Origin of the sequence: Actinoplanes sp. NPDC051346 (assembly GCF_040682215.1) — a bacterium.
In the GTDB taxonomy this organism is placed as follows: Bacteria; Actinomycetota; Actinomycetes; order Mycobacteriales; family Micromonosporaceae; genus Actinoplanes.
Map to the genome: position 1 here is coordinate 67,457 of NZ_JBFBAJ010000017.1, position 19,542 is coordinate 86,998.

General features: G+C 71.7%; 14 protein-coding genes. 4 read left to right on the plus strand and 10 right to left on the minus strand.

The features are described from left to right. The 4 genes from AB0M36_RS32445 to AB0M36_RS32460 form a co-directional block, all read right to left on the minus strand. Positions 1 to 1,971, minus strand: a complete 1,971-nt coding sequence (locus tag AB0M36_RS32445) for a bifunctional diguanylate cyclase/phosphodiesterase (protein WP_364165441.1) — start codon at positions 1,969 to 1,971, stop codon at positions 1 to 3. 48 nt (positions 1,972 to 2,019) lie between these two features. After that, the gene (locus AB0M36_RS32450) at positions 2,020 to 2,595 is read right to left on the minus strand and encodes a TetR family transcriptional regulator C-terminal domain-containing protein (protein WP_364165443.1); all 576 of its coding nucleotides are present in this window, start codon (positions 2,593 to 2,595) and stop codon (positions 2,020 to 2,022) included. Positions 2,596 to 2,608: 13 nt separating this feature from the next. Further along, a complete protein-coding gene (locus AB0M36_RS32455; RefSeq protein WP_364165446.1) occupies positions 2,609 to 5,020 on the minus strand; it encodes a PEP/pyruvate-binding domain-containing protein in 2,412 nt (803 codons plus the stop codon). 67 nt (positions 5,021 to 5,087) lie between these two features. Next, the gene (locus tag AB0M36_RS32460) at positions 5,088 to 6,590 is read right to left on the minus strand and encodes a glycosyltransferase family 39 protein (protein ID WP_364165449.1); all 1,503 of its coding nucleotides are present in this window, start codon (positions 6,588 to 6,590) and stop codon (positions 5,088 to 5,090) included. A 137-nt stretch (positions 6,591 to 6,727) separates the two neighbouring features. Between AB0M36_RS32460 and AB0M36_RS32465 the strand changes: the two genes are divergently transcribed. Further along, positions 6,728 to 8,788, plus strand: a complete 2,061-nt coding sequence (locus tag AB0M36_RS32465; RefSeq protein ID WP_364165451.1) for a GGDEF domain-containing protein — start codon at positions 6,728 to 6,730, stop codon at positions 8,786 to 8,788. Here AB0M36_RS32465 and AB0M36_RS32470 read toward each other — a convergent pair. Then, the gene (locus AB0M36_RS32470; protein ID WP_364165453.1) at positions 8,747 to 10,180 is read right to left on the minus strand and encodes an amidase family protein; all 1,434 of its coding nucleotides are present in this window, start codon (positions 10,178 to 10,180) and stop codon (positions 8,747 to 8,749) included. The genes AB0M36_RS32465 and AB0M36_RS32470 overlap by 42 nt on opposite strands. A 76-nt stretch (positions 10,181 to 10,256) precedes the next feature. Between AB0M36_RS32470 and AB0M36_RS32475 the strand changes: the two genes are divergently transcribed. Further along, positions 10,257 to 11,234, plus strand: a complete 978-nt coding sequence (locus AB0M36_RS32475; protein ID WP_364165456.1) for a helix-turn-helix transcriptional regulator — start codon at positions 10,257 to 10,259, stop codon at positions 11,232 to 11,234. Between the two features lie 483 nt (positions 11,235 to 11,717). Continuing rightward, positions 11,718 to 13,295: a GGDEF domain-containing protein gene (locus tag AB0M36_RS32480; protein WP_364165459.1), complete on the plus strand. Its 1,578-nt coding sequence runs from the start codon at positions 11,718 to 11,720 to the stop codon at positions 13,293 to 13,295. Positions 13,296 to 13,389: 94 nt separating this feature from the next. Here AB0M36_RS32480 and AB0M36_RS32485 read toward each other — a convergent pair whose 3' ends face one another. The 5 genes from AB0M36_RS32485 to AB0M36_RS32505 form a co-directional block, all read right to left on the minus strand. Further along, positions 13,390 to 14,484 carry a DUF1963 domain-containing protein gene (locus AB0M36_RS32485; RefSeq protein WP_364165462.1) on the minus strand — a complete coding sequence of 365 codons (1,095 nt, stop codon included), beginning with the start codon at positions 14,482 to 14,484 and terminating at the stop codon, positions 13,390 to 13,392. A gap of 74 nt (positions 14,485 to 14,558) precedes the next feature. After that, on the minus strand, positions 14,559 to 16,064 hold the full coding sequence (locus AB0M36_RS32490; protein WP_364165465.1) for a S8 family serine peptidase: 1,506 nt from the start codon (positions 16,062 to 16,064) through the stop codon (positions 14,559 to 14,561). Positions 16,065 to 16,165: 101 nt separating this feature from the next. Further along, entirely contained in the window at positions 16,166 to 17,287 is a 1,122-nt protein-coding gene (locus AB0M36_RS32495) for a type III PLP-dependent enzyme (protein WP_364165468.1), read from the minus strand. 288 nt (positions 17,288 to 17,575) lie between these two features. Continuing rightward, positions 17,576 to 17,791: a DUF397 domain-containing protein gene (locus AB0M36_RS32500; RefSeq protein WP_364165471.1), complete on the minus strand. Its 216-nt coding sequence runs from the start codon at positions 17,789 to 17,791 to the stop codon at positions 17,576 to 17,578. Between the two features lie 43 nt (positions 17,792 to 17,834). After that, positions 17,835 to 18,725, minus strand: coding sequence for a helix-turn-helix transcriptional regulator (locus AB0M36_RS32505; RefSeq protein WP_364165474.1), 891 nt, complete (start codon positions 18,723 to 18,725; stop codon positions 17,835 to 17,837). A 160-nt stretch (positions 18,726 to 18,885) separates the two neighbouring features. Here AB0M36_RS32505 and AB0M36_RS32510 point away from each other — a divergent pair, with 160 nt between their 5' ends. After that, positions 18,886 to 19,524 (plus strand): GPP34 family phosphoprotein, encoded by a 639-nt coding sequence (locus tag AB0M36_RS32510; RefSeq protein ID WP_364165477.1) that lies wholly within the window; start codon positions 18,886 to 18,888, stop codon positions 19,522 to 19,524. Positions 19,525 to 19,542 lie beyond the last annotated feature (18 nt).

Here is a 19,542-nt window from a genome sequence, read left to right on the forward strand (position 1 = left end):
TCATGAGCCGGCCGCGGCGGGGATGTCCCGCCGGGTACGGTCGGCCGTGGTGGTCTCGATCAGGTCGTTCCAGGTCAGCGGGGAGCCGAGCAGCGTGCCCTGTGCGGCGTCGCAGCCGGCGTCGTAGAGCCAGTGCCGAACCTCCTCGGTCTCGACACCTTCGGCGGTGACCCAGCAGCCCAGGCCGTGCGCCAGCTCGATCACCGAGCGCACGATCGCCTCGCTCTGCGGGTTGCGGGACAGGCCGTCGACGAAGAGTCGGTCGATCTTGATCTCGGAGACGGGGATGGCCCGAAGCTGCGAGAGGCTGGTGTATCCGACGCCGAAGTCGTCGACGGCGACGCCGATGCCGTGCTCGACGATGTCGACGACGGCGCGCAGGGCGGCGGGGGTGTCGCCGGCCAGCGCCGTCTCGGTGACCTCGAGCATCAGCATGTCTTCCGGGGTGCCGGATTCGGCGAGCAGCGCGGAGACGGAGTCGGCGAAGTTCGGCTGGTCGAGGTTGCGGGCCGAGACGTTGACCGCCACGGGCCAGGTCCGTCCGGCGGTGGTCCAGTCCCGCTGGTCGGCGAGGGCGCGGCGCAGCACCCAGTCGGTGAGCGGCTCGATCAGGCCGGACTGCTCGGCGGCGGGCAGGAAGTCGGCAGGTGCGAGCAGCCCGCGCATCGGGTGCTGCCAGCGGACCAGCGCCTCCACGCCGCAGATCTGCCCGTCGGACAGGCGGATCTTGGGCTGGTAGTGCAGGACCAGTTCGTCGCGTTCGAGGGCGTGCCGCAGCTCGGCCTGCACCACCAGCCACTGGGTGGAGTGCGCGACCTCGCCGCCGGCGTAGACGACGATGCCGTGGGTGCCGCGCTTGCCCTGGTACATGGCGGCGTCGGCGCACTGCAGCAGTTCCTCGACGGCGGCCCCGTGCTCGGGGTAGAGCGCCACCCCGAAGCTTGCCTCGATGGTCAGCGGGATGCCGTCGAGCACGATCTCCTCGGTGAGGCGGGCGCGGGCGCCGGAGAGCAGCGCGAGAACCTCGTCGCGGTCGACTCCGGGCAGGATCAGGCCGAACTCGTCGCCGCCGAGGCGGGTGACGGTGTCCTCCGGACGCAACGCCGCCACCAGCCGGCCGGCGACCACCTTCAGCAGCTCGTCGCCGGCGTGGTGGCCGAGGGTGTCGTTGACCTCCTTGAAGTGGTTGAGGTCGACGAGCACGAACGCACCGCGCTTCGGGGCGTTCTCCAGGGCGGATTTGGCCCGCAGCCGGAAGGCAGCCCGGTTGGGCAGCCCGGTGAGGACGTCGTGCAGCGCCTCGCGCTCCTGCTGGGCGGCGTAGCGGCGCAGCGAGCGGGTGGTGGACCAGGAGATCAGCGCCAGCACCAGGTAGAGCCCGACCAGGCCCGCGGCGAGGCGCCAGTACGTCACCCGCATCTGCTCCCGCAGCTGCGCCGCGATGCTTTCGTACGGCAGGTAGAGCTCCAGCACCCCGATCGCCCGCCCGGAGGCGCTGGCGACCACCGGCTCCAGGACCCGGATCACCTCGCCGTTGCCGCGTTCGGTGTCGGGCACGACCGCGACGTCGGTCTGGCCGACGGCGGCGGTCCGGAAGGCGGGGTCCGCCACCGGGATGCCCCCGGCGGTGGAGCCGTCGTCGGAGAAGATCACCTGTCCGCTGAAGCTGCGCAGCCGCAGGCGCACGACGGAACCGTGGAAGATCGCGAAGTCGGTGGCGGCGTGCAGCCGCTCCCGCTGTGTCTGGGTGAGCCCGGCGGTCAGGTCGGCTTCCTCGAGCGCCGGGGCGACCGCCATCTCGGCGATGACGACGGCCTGGGCGCGGCCCTGCTCCTCGGCCTGCCGGGCGGCGTCGTTGCGGTAGCCGGTCACCAGCACGGCGCCGAGCACGGCGACGGGCACGAGGCTCGCGGCGGCGTACGCCACGAACAGTCGTGACCCGCCCTTCGCCCCGAATTTGCCTCGCCCCACGCTGGAACTATCGGCGCCTCGCCGCGACGATGAAGGAAACAGTCATTACTACGCCCTCGGTGAGAACAATCGGTCGAGCTGGGCGTCTAGGGCGGCCAGAGCCTGTTCAGTGGTGTAGTGGCCGCCCAGCAGATAGACACCGAGGCCTTCCATCAGCGCCAGCAGCCCCGCCGCGGCGGGCTCGGCGCCCGGGCCGGGCAGGAGCCGGGCGATGAACGCGGTCATCTGCGTGGTGTCCTCCCGCAGCGCCGAGGCGGCCGCCGGGCGTACCGCCGTGTACGCGAGGAACGCCAGTGCCACCCGCCCGTCGTCGCGGGTCTCGGCGTCGAGGGGCAGGATCGCGGTGATCATCGTACGCAGCAGCAGCCGTGGCTCCGGTTCGACGCCGAGCCGGGCGAGCGCCTCGGTGACCCGTACCTGGGTGCGGTCGCGGACCACCTCCAGCGCGAATCCCATCATCTCGTCCTTGGTGCGGAAGTAGTGCTGCACCATCCCGGGCGAGACACCGGCCGCGGCGGCGACGTGGCGCAGACTGACGGCCTCGAGTCCCTGCTCCGCGGCGACCCGCATCAGGGCGTCGGCGATCCGGGTGCGCCGCTGATGGGTGTCGACCTTCCTAGGCATGGTGTCGATGGTTTCACAGGGCCGTCGCATCGACGGCGACGGTTCCCGCCGCCCCGTCGACCGTGACGATCTGGCCGGTGGTGATCTTCCGGGTCGCGCCGGGGACGCTGATCACCGCGGGGATGCCGTACTCGCGGGCCACGGTGGGGCCGTGCGCCATGATCGCGCCGGTCTCGGTGACGAGCCCGCCGGCGGTGAGGAACAGCGGCGTCCAGCCGGGGTCGGTGGTGGCGGCGACGAGGATCTCGCCGGGTTCCACGTGGGCGGTCGCCGGGTCGTGCACGACCCGGGCCGGGCCGGTGATCCGGCCCGCGGCGGCGCCCACGCCGGTGAGTACGCCGTCGGTGGCAGGCTTTGGGGGCAGGACGGCCTCGATGTCCGTACCGTCGGACAGCAGACCGACCGGCACGGCCCGGCGGCGGGACTCCGCCCGGTGCACCGCCTTGCGGGCGGCGGCGGTGGCGTGGCAGTCGGCGCCCTCGTGCACGGCGGCCCGCACCTCGTCGAGGGTCAGGAACATGATGTCGCCGGCCTGGTCGAGCCGGCCGGAGCCGGCGAGGTCGGCGCCGATGTGCAGCAGGTGCCGCCGCACCTCCCGCAGCCGGTAGAGCCCGGCGAACTTGCCGGCCTCCCGCAGGCCCGCCAGCGATCGCGCCCGGCGCAGCAGGAAGACGGCGAGCCGGCCGCGAACCGGCCTGCGGCGGGCCCGGGCGGCGAGGTCGCGCAGCCCGGCCTCGGCCGTGGCGGCGGCGTGGGCGAAGCGCCGGTCGGGTGCCTGGTCCGCGTCGGTGACGCGGAGGTAGTTCGCGATCATGGCGAGCACCGGCGTGGGATCCTCGTCCCAGCGGGGCACGCCGAGGTCGACCTCGGCGACGCCCCGGTGGCCGTACGCCTCGAGGAACCCGTCCAGCCCGATGTCCGGCAGCGTGCCGTCGGCGTACCGTGCGGCCAGCTCGCCCGGTGGCGTGCCGAGCAGCAGCTCCCGGTGGCCGCCGGCCTTCTCGGCCAGCCGCCACAACGCGAGGTCCATCTCGATGGTGACGTTGTGCGGCATCCCGCCCAGCACGGTGTGGATCTCCCCGGGCGCCGCCACGCCGTCCAACAGCTTGGCCGGGAGGGCGGCCGCGAGCATGCCGGCGACGATGGGCCAGACGATGTCGTCGGGGCTGTCCGTCGCGTCCTGCGCCTCGGCGTGGCTCAGCCGCTCGGCGGTGGTCATCGGTGCGTCGGAGCCGGCGGAGGCCACGCGGATGCGCTCGACGGCGTCGAACAGCCGCTGGCGTGCCTTCTCGGGACGGGCCAGCGCGCGGAGGATGCCGGCGACCGCTCGGCCGGCCGTGCGCAGCGCCGACGCGTCCGCCCCGCCCGGGCGGGCGGAGCCGCCGCTGCCCGGGGCGAACCGGGGGTCGGCCAGCACGTGCTCCATGACGGCCTGGGCGCGCGGGCCGAAGTCGACGGCCATGAGCTTGACGAGCCGGCGCCGGGCGGTCCGGTGCCGCGCGAGGTCACTGAGGTCGCCGTAGAGGCGTCCGCCGATGTCGACGATGTCCGCTTTGACGCCCAGCGCGGCGAGCATTCCGACGATCTGCGCCCGCAGGTTGGCCATCCCCATGGGCGTCACCGGCCGCAGCATGCCCTGCACGTGCCCGAACTCCACGTACACGCGGGGGAGGAGTTTGGTGGTCGGCGGCGGAAGGGGAAACAGCGTGGTGATCGGCCGTGCCTGGAGCAGCCACAGGAGGCCGTCGTGGTCGACGGCCCACTCCACGTCCTGCGGGCCGCCCAACTTCTCCTGGAGCCGATCACCCACCGCGCGCAGCTCCGCGAGCCGCGCCGGACTGAGGCAGCCCGTCGGGTCGCGAGGGGTGTCGTCGAGAACGTAGTGGTCCACCGGGCCGGTGCCGTCGACCACGGTCGTGCCGAGCCCCGAGGCGGCGTCGACCAGCATCTCGGTGCGGCGTCCGGTGACCGGGTTCGCGGTGAACAGCACCCCGGCGACCTCGGGACGGACCATGCGCTGCAGGAGGACGGCCATGGCTACCTCGGCGTGCGCGATGTCGTGGGCCTCGCGGTAGGCCGCGGCGCGGGCGCCGTGCAGCGACTCCCAGCACTTCGCGACGGCGGCCGTCACCTCGTCGAGGCCCTCGACGTCGAGGACGGTGTCCTGCTGGCCGGCGAAGCTCGCGTCGGGGAGGTCCTCGGCGGTCGCGCTCGACCGCACCGCCACCGGGCCGCCGCCCAGCCGCTCGTACGCCTCGGCGATTTCGTCCCGCGGGATCTCCCCGTGCCGGTAGGCCTCGGTGGTGACGCAGAAGCCGGGCGGCACCCGTTCTCCCTGCCCGATCAGCCGGCCCAGCCCCGCCGCCTTGCCGCCGACCAGCTCGGCGCGCTCGGCGCACGCCTCGGACAACACCACCACGCGCACTGCGACCTCCGGTCCAATACAACTGCATTGGATTCGACGGTACGCCGTTGGCAATGCGACTGCAACGTTACGTCTGGCGCGTCCGGAAGAGGACGACGGTGACCTCCGACCGCTGCCAGCTGCGGACGGGCTCGTACCGCTCGCGCAACAGGTTCCGCAGGGCGGGCTGGCCGGTCGTGGGGTCGCCGGGGTGGCCGCCGACGACGAGCCACACCCGGTCCTGGCCCGCCACGTGCGTCGCGGCGTCCTGGTACTCGTCGGCCCTGAGCTGGCCGGCCTCGGCGGCCGAGCGGCTCAGCAACACGTCGCCGGGGCGGGACGGCTGCCGGCGCAGGTAGTACTCCACGCCCGCTCGCATGGCTCGCGACTGCGCCTCGTACACGATGACGTCGCCGGGGCTCTGGTGACGGGTGACGATCGCGGCGACGCTGCGGTAGTCGGGGCCTTTCTTCCCCGCGCTGCCACGGACCCGGGCGTGCGCGGGATACGCGGTGACCGCCAGCAGGACGACGATCGCGACCACCCGCGCGACGGCCCCCCGGCGGCCCGCGCGCGCCGCCCGGCCGGCCGAGCCGACCACCGCCACGGCGGCCAGGATCGCCACCGGCGCCAGGACCACCATCAGGTAGCGGGCCACCCAGAGCGGGATCCACAGCGAGACGGCGGCGATCGCGACCGGTGGGGCCAGCGCGAGAACGGTCAGGTGGCGCACCGGCTCCGCGGGCCGCCACCTCGCGAGGACGGCCAGCCCGATCAGCAGCCACGCCGGGTTGGCGGCGCCGACGATCTCGGAGGGCGCCCGCAGAAAGGTGTCCGGCGTCAGCGGATCCACCCACGTCAGTTGCTCGGCGCGGTGGCGCACGCCCAGCCACGCCACGGGCAGCAGCACCACGGCGCAGACGGCGAGCGTCGCGGCCCAGGCGGAGACAGCCCGCGGCGAGTCTCCGCGCCGACGGTGGGAGGCCACCACGGCGGCGTGGGCGGCGAGCGTGGTCAGCGCGATCAGGTGGCTCGCCCCCAGCAGGACGACCGCAATTCCGTACGCGATCCAGCCGCGCGGCCGTGGACGCTCCAGCGCACCCAGGAGCAGAAGCAGGGCAAGGACCGAGAACATACAGGTGAAGGCGTACGGGCGCGCCTCGGCCGCGAACCGCGAGTTGTCCGGGACGAGGCAGAGGAACAGGCCCGCCAGCAGGCCGACCAGGGGAGTGAACAGACGGCGGCCGAGTTCACCGGCGAGCCCCACCGCCACGGCCATGGCGACGATGGAGGGCAGGCGCAGGGCGGTCTCCGAGGTGCCCGCCAGCCGCGACCAGGCGTGCAGGAAGAAGTAGTAGGGCCCGACGACGGCGTCGACGTGGTGGATCAGGTCCCAGATCTGTCCCGGCGAGCGTCGCACGATGTCGGCCGTGCTGGCCTCGTCCCAACTCAGCGCGGGCCGCCCGGCATAGATCAGGCCGAGAACCAGCATCAGCAGCCCGGGCGCGAATCCCGGCGCCAGGCGGGTCCACGGCACCGGAAAGCGGCAGGTGGACGGCGCGGCCGGTGGTCCCTGGTGATCATCCGGCATGCCGGCAAGGTTAGCTCCGAGCCGCGGCGTCCCGGGCAGATCCTCACACCACCTCTGACCTCGAAACCTCACCTTGCCGACGCCCCCGCCGATGGGGTACGCGACGAGGAGGGGGCGCAACCGAGGTGATGCCGAGCGTGGTGGATCCTCGTGGCGTACCCGAAAGGCGGGTGCGGCAGACGCGCGGCGCCGCGGTCTGGGCACTGCTGACCCCGATGCCGGCCGTTCCCTACATCGCCGCCACCTGGTCCGCCGGGCACCGTCCCGCGATGGCGGCGACGGTCGGCCTCCTCATGCTGTGCGCGATCGGCATGTGGCTGGCGGCACCCATCGGCCGCGCCCGCCTCCGGATGCCGCTACACGTCGCCCAGCTGCTGGTCAACACCGTCGGGTACGCCGCACTCGGGCTGCTCGACGGCGGGGTGGCCGGCCCCCTCGGCGCGCTGCTTCCGTTCGCCCTGCTGGTGTACGCCGTCTCGATGCCGCCACGGTCGTTCGCGCCGGCCGCGGCGCTGACAGGCGTCGCCTACTGGGTCGTCGCGATCGGCGGCGACCCCTCACCGCCGGGATACGCGGTGATCTACACCGTGGCCTTCGGCGGGATCTCGGTGCTCTGCCTGCGCTACTCGGGCGCCATGGCGTCGCTGCGGCGGCGCCTCGACGAGTTGTCGCGGGCCGACCCGCTGACCGGCGGCCTCAACCGGCGCGGCTTCGACGAGCGCCTCACCACCGAGCTCGCCGAGGCCGACCGCACCGGTGAGCCGGTCGCCCTGCTCGTGCTGGACCTGGACCGGTTCAAGGAGGTCAACGACACCTACGGCCACCAGGCGGGCGACGAACTGCTGACCTGGACCGCGCGCACCATGGCGTCGCAGCTGCGGGCGCGCGACGCCGTCGGCCGCCTCGGCGGCGACGAGTTCGCGGCCGTGCTCAGCGGCGTCGACGCCGAGGGCGCCGCCGTCGTGGCCGAGCGGCTGCGCGCGGCACTGGACGGCGTCGTGACCGGCAGCATCGGCTTCGCCTGCTACCCCGCCGAGGCGGCCGACGTCGCCGAGTTGCGCCAGCGCGCCGACGAGCGGGCTTACGAGGACAAGACCTCCCGGGTACGGCAGCTGCCCCCGCCCGCGGCCGTCGCCCGGGCCCGGGCCGCCGCCGCGCCCACCGAGGCGCCCCAGGTCTCCCGCCACGAGCGGCGCCGGCGGGCAATCACCGACTCCGGCCGGCTCGGGTTGTTCGACCCCGCCGTCGCTCTGCTCTACGTGGCACTGTTCGCCGGGGGTCATCCGCACCGGCTCAGCATGGGTCTGCTGCTGGCAGTGGCGGGACTGATCGGCCTGGGGACGCTCTGGCTGGCCGGTCCGCTGAGCCGGTCCCGCCGCAGCGGCGCGGTCATGTTCGCCGTCGGGGTCACGCAGTTCGGCATCGCCGGCGCGGTGGTCTGCCTCGACGGCGGAGCCACCGCCACCCTGGCACTCGGGCTGTTCGCACCGCTGCCGCTCATCGCCCTGACCACGCCCAGCGTCGGCCGACCACTAGTGGCCGTCATCGTCGCCGGTTATGTGGCGATCGCGGTCTTCGTCGGTGACCCGAACCCGTGGTACGTCGTGATGCACCTGGCCGGCGCCCTCGCGGTGTCGGTGATCTGTGGGCACAAGGGCCGGATCGCCGCGCGGCAGCGGCGACAGCTCAGCCGGTTGTCCCGGCTCGACGCGCTCACCGGCGGCCTGAACCGGCGCGGCTTCACCGAGCGCTTCGAGGCCGAGCGGTCGTCCGCGCGCCGCCACCACCGCCCGATGGCCCTACTGATCTTCGACCTGGACGGCTTCAAGCAGGTCAACGACCTGCACGGCCACGCGGCCGGCGACGAGCTGCTGATCTGGGTCGCGCGGACCCTGCGCGCCCACCGGCGTCCCCGCGACCTCGTCGGCCGCCTCGGCGGGGACGAGTTCGTGATGCTGCTCGGCCTGCGGCCCGGGGAGACACCGGTGGAACGCGCCGAGGCGCTGCGCGCGGCCCTCGCCGAACGCACCGCCTGCAGCGTCGGCGCCGCGATGGTGGGCGACGACGGCGACGACTTCGGCGCCCTCTACGCGCACGCCGACGCCGAGCTCTACGCCCGCAAGGTGGCCCACGGCGCAGGCCGCAGCCGCCGCCCGTCACCCCCGGCGGACGCCCCCCTCGAGAAGTCGAAGACCTAGAGACCGGTCCTGCCAGGGCGCGGCCTCCTCGAGCCGGGCGGCGACGCGGATCAGCAGATCCTCGCGGCCGTAACCGGCCACGAGCTGCACCCCGACGGGCAGCCCCTCCGCGCTGTGCCCGAGCGGCAGGCTCATGGCCGGCTGACCGGTGACGTTGAAGACGGAGGTGAACGGTCCGTAGGCGAGCAGCGTGTCGAGCCAGCTGGCGACCGTGTGGTCGGGATCGTCGTAGCGCAGGGTGCCGTGCGGCGCCGGTAGCTGTGCCAGCGTGGGCGTCACCAGCAGGTCGTATTCGGTGAAGAACGCGCCGACCGATCTGCTCACCCTGTTCTGCGCGTCCAGCCTGGCCATCAGGTCCAGGGCGCTGAGGCCCCGCACCTCGGCGATGGCCTGCCGCGAGACCGCTTCCAGCAGGCGCGGGTCCGGCGGCCGGGGACCCAGTAGGAACATGGACGCGATGGCGTTCAGTTCCGCCCGCAGGGCCAGCACCGCTTCCTCCCAGTCCACCGCCGGGCCGGCCTCGACCACCTCGTGCCCCATCGCCTCCAGCAGCCGGACGGTCGCCTCGGCCGCCGCCACCACCTCGGCGTCCACCGGCACGCCCGACCACGCCCGCGTGCACACCGCGACCCGCAGCCGCCCCGGGTCGGCCGCGAGCTCATCGGCGTAGGGCCGGCGCGGCGGCGGCGCGGTGTACTTGTCGCCCACGCCCGGACCCTGCACCGCGTCGAGCAGGTGCGCGGTGTCGCGGACGCTGCGGGTCAGCCCGAACTCGTACGCCATCCCGAACATCGGCTCGCCGAGGTCGGGGCCGCAACCGACCCGGCCCCGGCTCGGCTTGAGGCCGACCAGCCCGCAGCACGACGCGGGCACCCGGATGGATCCGGCACCGTCGTTGGCGTGCGCCAGGGGCACCGCCCCCGCCGCCACGAGGGCCGCCGCGCCGCCGCTGGAGCCGCCGACACCCCGGTCCGGCGCCCACGGGTTGCGGGTCGTTCCGTACCGGACCGACTCGGTGGCGAAGCTGATCAGCATCTCGGGGACCGTGGTCAGTCCGAGGGTGACCAGACCGGCGGCCCGGAACCGGCGCATCAGGTCGCTGTCGTGCCGGGCCACCGCGTGCTGGATGGCGCGGCTGCCCATCATGAACGGGACGCCGGCCGCCATCGGACCGCTGTCCTTGAGCAGGAACGGCACGCCGGCGAACGGCCCGTCCGGGGCGTGGTCGAGCGCGGGCGAGAACAGCGGCAGCGCGAGGCCGTTCACCTCGGCGTTCGCGGCTTCCAGGGCCCGCCGGGCGGCGTCCTCGACCTCGGCCGGCGTCACCTCACCGGTGGACATGAGACCGCGCAGACCGACCGCGTCGTACCGGACGTACTCGTGAAGTTCCATGCCCTCGAGTCTGGTGTGACGCACGCCGCCGCAAAATCCCAAGACCTGGGGATGGTCGAGGCGGCAGACTCGGCGCATGCCGACGACGCCCGCCGAGTTCGGCGCCGAGATTTCCCGCAAGATCGGGCGGCTGATCCCGCACGACGGCTACCAGCTCCGCGCTCTGGACCCCACCACCGGCGTCGGCTGCCTCGTCATCAGCGAGGGCGGCTACCGCGCCGCCGCCGCCCGGCGAATCGAGCTCAACGATTTCGCCGGCCGAGACCTGCACTCCCTGGCCTCCCTGACCGGCGGGGACCGTCGCGTGGGCGTGCTCGGCACCGGCGCGAGCGAGGAACGCCGCAGCGAACGCCTGCACGACATCATGGCCGGCGAGGGCTTCGGCGGCGAGCTGCGCGTCGCCCTCGTCCACGCCGGTGTCACCTGGGGAACACTCACCCTGCTCCGGGAGCGGGGGAGCCGGGCGTTCACCACCGCCGAAGCCGGCCACGCCGAGCGGTTGTCCGCGCCGCTGGCCGTGGCGCTGAAGCGGTTCGTCGCCGGTCGGCGGCCACGCCCGCTCGACGGCCGCGCCGCGCCGGGCGTCGTCATGGTCGAGGCCGACGACACCGTCCGGGCCGCGGCCAGCGGGCGTGCCTGGCTGCGCCAGCTGCTGCCACCGTCCGAGGAGGCCGACGACGACGCCCTCTTCGCCAACCTGTGGAACGTCGTCTACGCCGCGCGGCGCTCCGGCGGTGAGGCGCTCACCCGCATCCCCGCCGGCGGAGGATGGCTGGCGATGCGGGCCCAACCGTTCGACGACCCGGAGTCCGGCGCCGTGGTGATCACCATCCAACCCGCCTCCGCGGATCTGCTGCTGCCGGCCTTCGCGTCCTGGTTCGACATCACCCCCGCCGAACGCGTGGTACTCGACCAGGTAAGGCAGGGTCTGCCCGCCAAACAGATCGCCAGCCGGCTGCGGCTGTCGCCGTACACGGTCAACGACCACCTGAAGTCGATCTACCGCAAGACCGGCGTCGCCGGCCGGGACGAGCTGCTCGCCGCCCTGACCTAGCCTCTGGTCCTGGCGGGCCGGGCGCGCGCGGGCCAGGGCGACCCGCTGCTGCTGTCCGCCGGACAGCTCCCGCGGGGAGAGTTTCTCCAGGCCGGCCAGCGCGACGATCTAGAGCATCTCGCCGACCCGGCGGCGGATCTCGTCGCGGGCGACCCCCGCGCTCTCCAACCCGAAAGCCACGTTCCGGTAGATATTGAGGTGCGGAAGCAGCGGAGGGCCCCAGCAGGGAGAAGCACTCGCCTGACCGGACGGTCAGATCCATGGGGCATACCGCCCGTACTGTCTCACCATGGGACACGAAGTCCTTGTGTACGCCGACAAGCTCGATCGCGGCCCTGTCGTCCATCACCGTCCCTTTCCCCCTCGAGGGCCGCCGCACGTAACCGTCCCCCGTCGGCGGGGATGCCGCGCGGGCACCACCCCGGCCTACCAGCAGGATCACTAACGCTCCGATTCCGGCTCCGGCGGCCGATCGGAAGGCCTGTGAGTGTGCGGACGCCGAAGGCGGTCGCGGAACCCTCCGGTGCCGCGACCAAGCTGGCGTTCGAGCTGGATGATCTTGAAGATCACCAGGGCCACGACATCGACTCGATCCTCGTCCGCGCCGCCGAGGCGGCCTGGGCGGCCCAGGCGCTCGGCGACGACCTGCTCCTGCGCCGCGCCCAGCTCGTGCAGGCCGACATGCGGCAGCGCAACGGCACCCCCGGCGACGCGGCCCGGACCTTCCTCACGATCCACGCCTGGGCGGAACGCAACGACTGCCGGCCGCTGCGCGCCCGCAGCCACTTCCACCTGGCCCTGACCTACCACTACCTCGGTGACCAGCCGGCGGCCCTCGAGCACGCGCTCGCCTCGGTCGAACTGCTCGAGGAGACGGCGCCGGCCGGACTACGGATCATGTACCTCGTCCGGCTGGCCAACTCGCTGGTCGAGTGCGGCTCCCTCGCCCCCGCCCGGGAGCGGTACGCCCAGGCCGAGCGCATCGCGATCGACGCCGGCGACCTCACCCGCCAGCTGCTGGTGCTCAACAACCTCGCCTACACCGAGATGGAAGCCGGCAACGACGCCGTCGCCGCCACCATCGTCGAACGCATGCACGCCGCGGTCCGCGCCCTCGGCCGCGACTACCTCGTCGTCGAATGCGACACCATCGCCAACGTGCAGATGAGCGCCGGAGACTTCGCCGGCGCCGAGCGCACCCTGGCGGGGATCGCCGACGCGCCCCGCTGGTTCGAGGCCCACGACGTCGCCGACGCCCGGCTCACCCTGGCCGCCGCGCAGCGCCAGCTCGGCGCGCTTGTTCGCGCCCAGGCGACCCTCGACCGCTGCCGGGCATCCTGCACCAGCGACAACCTCCGGGCCGTCCTGGTCCGCGCGATGGCGGAGCAGGCCGAGCTGTACGCGGCGGCCGGCCGGTACGCCGACGCCTTCGCCGAGTACAAGCGCTTCCACGCCGCTGCCGAGGAACTCCGCTCCCGGCAGCACGAGGCGCGGGCACGCACCCGCCAGGCCATGTTCGAGACCGCCGAGGCGCGCCGCGAGGCCGAGCGCTACCGCGAGCAGGCCCGCCGGGACCCGCTCACCGGCCTCTACAACCGCCGCTTCGTCGACGAACGCCTGCCACAGATCATCACCAACGCGGTCCGGGCCGGCACCCCCCTCGCCGTCGCCCTGATCGACCTCGACCACTTCAAGCGCATCAACGACACCCTCTCCCACGACGTCGGCGACCGCGTCCTGGTCGCCATCGCCGACCTGCTCGCCGCCGTACTGGACGGTCAGGACAAGGACGCGTTCGTCGCCCGCATGGGCGGCGAGGAGTTCCTCATCGTGGTACCCGGCCTCGCCGAGGCCGGAGCCCGCTCATGGCTGAACCGCCTCCGCCACTCGGTCCGCGACCACCTGTGGGAACCCATCACCGGCGAACTGCCGGTCACGGTGAGCATCGGCGCGGTCGCCGGACCCGTGGGATCCTGCGAGGACCAGGCCGGCCTCCTCGCCGAAGCCGACCGCAACCTCTACGTAGCCAAACGCACCGGCCGCGACCGCGTCGTCTGCTGAGCTATGGGAAGGTCGTGGTACGGCTCGCTGTTCGAGACGTCCACGGAGGATTATCTCGACGGCAACATGCCACATGTCGACTAGCGAACGCGGCTCAGCGCAGGAGTGCCCAAGCCTCGTCGACGGCGTTGCGACGCAGGTCGCTGTCGCGGATCCAGAACTCCAGATTGCCGGAATCGCCGAGCCATCCGTCGAACGGCCCCTCTCCCGGAACGGACAGAAGGAGGACGTGGTGGTCTTCGGCGGACCGCGGTGGGCGAACCTCGCGGAGCAGGTCGGCGATGTCGCGTGCCGGCTCGGCGCCGTGACCGAGAATCAAAGGGTAGGTGGGAATTGGTCCGCGTTTTTCACTGATACCCCATCCTGTGTGGAGGGTTTCGCGGACCCTCTCGTTGGCGATATCGAGGCGATCCGCCGCGGCGCCGTCGATGTCGAGGTCGCTCGAGCTTGGGAAGGTCCAGGTGGGCGTGGCCTCAGCGGGCCATCGCTCCCCGAAGGCGTCGTCGCCCAGGTCATCGGGTCGGCGCAGAAGCGTCGCGGCGGGCTCGTCGAGCAGCCGGATCTGCCAGGCTCCGGCTTTCCCGTCCTCCAGGTCGTGCCCCGACGTTTCGAGGTCATGGAAGAACTGCAGGACGCCGGCGTCGGGGAATCGGGGATACCGGTCCCGCAGCAGCGGCTGGTTCCCGATCTCCGCCTGGACCAGGTGTGCTAGCGCGATGTCGTCCGCGCGTCGGGGCCAAGCCAGGTCGGCCGCGGCCACGGGCGTTCCCCGCAGCCAGGTCAGGCTCGACTCCGTCAGGTCGGCGTCGGGGCTGTCATCCGGGCCGTCGTCGGGGACCAGGGCCAGCGCCACTCGCGGCCGCAGGTCCATCGAGGCGATGTCGACGAGGGGATGGTTCATCCACCGGGCGAGGTCAACCGCGGAATCGGGACGAGGAACATATGGCGTCACCCATTGGCGGGCATACAGGCGTACGGAGGGATCTGGGTCTTCCGCGGCGACCTGCCGCAGCGCCGTGACGCGGGCCGGGTCGGTGATGGCATTCTCGGCGATGCGATTGAGCTTGTCGACAAGGGTGTTCCATCGACGCCAGCCGGGATGCCCTTCTCGTTGCCAGGCGGCGAGTTTCCGCCATCCGTCCATGAGCTCGCCGACCGCGCTCGGGTCGGTCCTTTGCTCTTCTGGCACTTCAGCAACCTCATCGATTGACGTGCGGATGCCCCCGGCACGGTAAACCGCGCCGGGGGCTTCGGCGGCGATCGTTACTTCAGCCAGGCGCCCTTGGTGCCGTGCTGCCAGGACACGCCCGACCAGGAGCGTCCGGACCAGGGCGCGCCGTCCACCAGGGTGTTCGACCATGAGCGGCCGTTCCAGGTCGCCTCGGCCCAGGCGATGTCCGACCACGACCGGCCGGCCCAGTTGGTGCCCGACCAGGAGCGGCCGGCCCAGTTGGCCTGTCCGTACTGGCTGGTGGTCCAGCCGGTGCCGGTCATCGGCCGGTCCATCCAGAACCCGCCCTGCCAGGCCCGTCCGGTCTTGCTCGCCGCGGCCCACGTGGACGACTTCAGCGGGCCGAAGATGTCCCGCTCGCCGGTCAGCGACACGCCGTTGAGCGTGACGATCGAGGTGCCCCGGGCGGCCTGGATGCTGCCCGTACCCGTCGAGTGCGGGCCGACCGCGCGGCACAGGGTCGGCAGGGTCGCCGTCGCCCGGTCGAGGTCGATCATCTTGCCGCCGTTGGCGGCGCTGCCCACGGTGGGGCCGGACTGGCGCAGCGAGCACTTCAGGGAGTCCGGCGTCAGGCCCGGGTACCGGTCGAGCAGCACCGCGACCGCGCCGGTGGCGACCGCGGCGGCCTGGGAGGTGCCGCTGCCGACGAAGTAGCGCTCGCCGACGCGTGCCGTCGGGTTCATGGCGTCGACCATGGAGCCGGGCACCCGCAGCGACACCACCGAACGCCCGGGCACGAGCAGGTCCGGCACGCGCGGCGCCGCGCCCATGCTGGTGAACGATGCCACCTGGTCGTCCGCGGGGGACGTCGTGCCGCGAGGGTCGGTCGCGCCGACGGTGATCACGTACGGGTCGTAGGCCGGGTTGGTGATGGCGCCGCCGGTGTTTCCGGAGGACACCACGACCGCGATGCCGGCCCGGTAGGCGTTCTGCACCGCGTGTGACAGCGGGTTCTTCTGCCAGCTCAGTACGCCGTCGGTGCCGTAGGAGAGGTTCAGCACGCGGATCGGGTTGCGGGGGTCGTCGTTGCGGTGCTCCACCACCCAGTCGATGGCGGCGATCACCTGGGTGATGTCGACCGCGCCGTTGGCCGCGCCCACCTTGAGGGACAGCAGCTTGGCGTCGGGCGCCATTCCGGTGAACCCGTTCCGGGCGGTGTCGCGGCCGGCGATGATGCCCGCCAGGTGGGTGCCGTGTCCGTAGGTGTCGCGCCACCGCAGGTTCGCGACCTGGCTCTCGAATGACAGGTCCGGGCCGTTCGCCACGTTGCCGGAGGTCAGACCCTCGACGGGGGCCACGCCGGTGTCGATGAGGGCGATGCCGATGCCCTTGCCGGTGTAGCCGCGCTGCGCGGCGACGTCCGCCCGGGTGATCCTGCGGACGTCGGTCAGGGTCGCCCCGGCGGCGTCGAAGGTGTAGTCGGCCGACGTGGCGGCCTGGGCGGGCGCCAACCCGGAGAGGGTCGTCGCCACCGTGGCCGCGGCCGTCATCGCGACAGCTGCCGCGTACTGCCGCACTCGTGCTCGTCTGCCCGTCATGCCGGTGGGAATCGACGTGGTGCGGGAGGACTTGAGAATCTTTACCTGGACTTGAGGATTTTCCTCGTTGCTTTCGCGGGGCGATCGCGGGGCCGGTCGGGTCAGGTCATCACCACGCGTGGCGGGGCGAACCCATTGAAACGGGACGCGTAGACGCTCGTGTAGGCCCCCGCGGACCCGATCAGCAACTCGTCACCCTCATGCAGGTCGAAGGAGAGCAGCACGTCGCGGGCGAAGGTGTCCTGGCTGTCGCAGGTCGGACCGGTGAGGTGGTAGCAGCGCCGCAGCCGCGTGCCGCGGGTGTCGTGGATGGGGTAACGCAGCTCGCCGCCGGACTCCAGGACCTCCATGAGGCCGTGGAACACCCCCAGGTCGGTGTGCGCCCACCAGCCGGAGGGGCGCTCGGCGACGCCGATCACCCGGCAGCGGAACGTCCCGGCCTCGGCGACCAGGCAGCGGCCCGGCTCCGCGAAGATCTCCACCGGGTACGGCAGGGCGGCGATCCCGGCGGCGGCCGCGCGACCGAAGTCGGCCAGCGGGGGTACGGGCTCGTCGTACGCCGCCGGGAAACCGCCCCCGATGTCGACCATCTCGAGTCGCACGCCGGCCCGCTGGAGCCGGTCCATCGCGTGGGCCACGTCCTGCAGCGGTCGCCGCAGTGCCGACGGCGCCAGCGACTGCGACCCCATGTGGAAGGTGATTCCGTACGGCACCAGCCCCCGCTCGCGGGCCTCCAGCAGCAGTCGGACCACCCCGGTGACGTCGACGCCGAACTTGCCCTCGCTGGGCACGACGCTGTCCTGTCCGAAGGTCGCGAGCCGTGCGTACACCCGGGCACCGGGGGAGACGGCGGCGAGCCGGTGGAGCTCTTCCGCGGAGTCCACGCTGAACCGGTCGACGCCGGCGGCCGCCGCGCGGGCCGTCTGGTCCCGCGCCCGGACCGGGTTGCTGAAGATCACCTCGGGCCCCGGGACGCCGATGCCGGCCAGGACCTCGATCTCACTCGCGGAGGCGACCTCGAAGCCGCATCCGGCGTCGTGCAGCGTCCGCAGCACGCCGACGTGGTTGTTGCACTTGGTGGCGTAGTAGGGCCGCACCCCGGGGAACGCGGCCCGGAAGGTGTCCAGAGCGGCGACGATGCGTTCGGCCCGCATCTCCAGCACCGGCCCGGGGCGCGGGTGGACGATCGGCTCGACGACAAGGTGTGGCGACAATTGGCGCAACGGGAGACCCCTTACGTTAAGTAATTGGTCCAATGCGGAGCGTGCGCTACTTAGTATGCATCCCGACGGCGGAAACGTCGATGACCTGGGGGCATGGAGATCAATGCGTGGGACGTGCGGTGGGGGAGTGGTCATGCGGTTCGGGGCGCCCTCGAAGAAGGCGCCCCGAACCTATGGTGAACGAGCCTGATCAGGACTATTTCACCATCTTGAATTAGATCTTGAACCCTGGAGGAAGTTGACTTTGAGTATCCACTTCCCATCCGTGAGTACGGATCGGTAATCTCGTCAGCGGTTGATATCGAACTCGCCATCCTGAACCGAGTTCACGAACTCGTTCCAGTGTGCCGATTCGAAGACGAGAGCGGGACCGGAAGGGTTCTTGCTGTCGCGTACGGCGACGACTGTGTCGAGGACTGCGACCTCGACACAGTTGTTGCCGCCGTTTCCGTTGCTGCGACTGCTCTTTTTCCAAACGGCAGCGTTGAGATGGTGCGCTGGCATGCCATGCACCCCCCTTCGATATGCGATTGTGCGTGCCCGCCTCCTACGCGCGCAGGAGACTTTCGATCATCTTGAGGGTCATGCGCGGATCCAATGCCCGTGCGCTCAACCGCTCGAACTCCGCACGGTAACGTGCGACCTCTGAATGTTGCTCTTCGTAGAGGTCTCCCGCAAGACCCTCTAGGTAAACTACATCCAAATGAGTGGTCTCGCGAAACTCCAAAAGCGCTGCTGAACCCCCGAGGAAGGGGTGTTCGCCGGCGTCGAACGGAAGGATCTTCAGCGTCACGTTCGGTAATTTAGCGGTGTCGATGAGATGGCGGAGCTGTCCGTCCATCACGTCGGGGCCGCCGACCGAGCGGCGCACCACGGATTCATCGATGATGGCGAGCAGCTCGAGCGGGTTCGCGCCGGTCAGCCTGTCCTGCCGCTTGAGCCGCAGTGCCACCCGACGGTCGATGTGCTGCGGCGTGTCCGTCGCCCGACCGGTGCGCATCAACGCCCTGATATAGGCCTCGGTCTGCAGCAGCCCGGGCACGATGATCGGACCCCAGTCGCGTAGCGACGACGCCTCGGCCTCGAGGCCGATGAAGTTGCCGGGCCGCATGATGTCGCGGTAGTCCGTCCACCAGGTCTTCTGGCGTGACGAGCGGGCCAGTTCGAGGAGTGCCTCGCGATATTGCTCGTCCTCGACGCCGTAGAGGGCGAGGAGATCACGAACGTCGCGCGGGGTGACGGCGACCCGCGCCGTCTCGATCCGGGTGACCTTGGCGGCGTGCCATTCAAAATGGCGCGAAACGTTTTCCTGGGTCAGTCCGGCCCGCTCGCGGCATCGCTTCAATTCGGTGCCCAGGCGACGTCGGCGCAGCGTAGGTCCCTCGTCCACGGACACTGTGACTCCCTCGATCTTGGCTGTCACCACCGGCGTCTCCATCGTCTCATGATCCATTTTGGAGGACCGGGACTCTCGCGAGTCTAGTACTTCTTGCATTGACCTCGGAGCCAGGTACATGATGCTTCGAACAGCGAGTTATTGCCTTCACACGGGTGGTTGCCCGCCGAAGTATTCCGACATTTGTCTAAGGAGTGGCGGCGTGCTGGCTGACCAGTTCTTCTTGATCGCACACGAGGACCGGACCGGCCGGTCACGTCTGCACCCCCGGGCCACCGGTCTGGGTCTCGCCGCGGCTCTGCTCGGCGAATTGATGCTCGAGGGACGCCTGCGAATCTTCGACGGCGATCTTTACATCTCCAGCCGCCAGCCACCCCGGGATTCGCTGTCCCATTCCGTGCTGGAATTGCTCATCGCCCAACCGCAGCACCGCGAGGTGCGCACCTGGCTCGCGTATCTTTCGCAGGACGCCGCCGACCGGGTGGGTGAGCGGCTGATGCGCGTCGGCGCGGTGGAATCCGTGACCCGCCGCCGGATGCTGAGCACCCAGACCTTCTACATGCCCAACAACGAGGCGCAGCGCAACGCCGCGGCCTGGGCGCCGATGCGGCTCGCCAACATCATGGTCCGCGGCCTGCAGATGTCGGTGAGCGACCGGCTGCTCGCCGGCTTGGTCGTCGCGACCGGACTCACCCGCCACGTCCTGTGGGACTTCGAGGTGCACCGCCACGCCCTGACCCAGCTTCCCACCGCCATCGGCACCCTGCCCGAGGACTTCCGCCAGTTGATCGAACAGACCGAGGGTTCCGTCGGCTCGGTGCTCGCCGTCGGCAGGAGGTGAGTGCCGTCGGCCGGCACC

What these genes read in the sequence shown, in the direction of transcription:
- AB0M36_RS32450 (WP_364165443.1), bottom strand. Translation starts at nt 2,595, where the DNA reads ATGCCTAGGAAGGTCGACACCCATCAGCGGCGCACCCGGATCGCCGAC.
- AB0M36_RS32460 (WP_364165449.1), bottom strand. Translation starts at nt 6,590, where the DNA reads ATGCCGGATGATCACCAGGGACCACCGGCCGCGCCGTCCACCTGCCGC.
- AB0M36_RS32470 (WP_364165453.1), bottom strand. Translation starts at nt 10,180, where the DNA reads ATGGAACTTCACGAGTACGTCCGGTACGACGCGGTCGGTCTGCGCGGT.
- AB0M36_RS32475 (WP_364165456.1), top strand. Translation starts at nt 10,257, where the DNA reads ATGCCGACGACGCCCGCCGAGTTCGGCGCCGAGATTTCCCGCAAGATC.
- AB0M36_RS32490 (WP_364165465.1), bottom strand. Translation starts at nt 16,064, where the DNA reads ATGACGGGCAGACGAGCACGAGTGCGGCAGTACGCGGCAGCTGTCGCG.
- AB0M36_RS32500 (WP_364165471.1), bottom strand. Translation starts at nt 17,791, where the DNA reads ATGCCAGCGCACCATCTCAACGCTGCCGTTTGGAAAAAGAGCAGTCGC.
- AB0M36_RS32505 (WP_364165474.1), bottom strand. Translation starts at nt 18,725, where the DNA reads ATGGAGACGCCGGTGGTGACAGCCAAGATCGAGGGAGTCACAGTGTCC.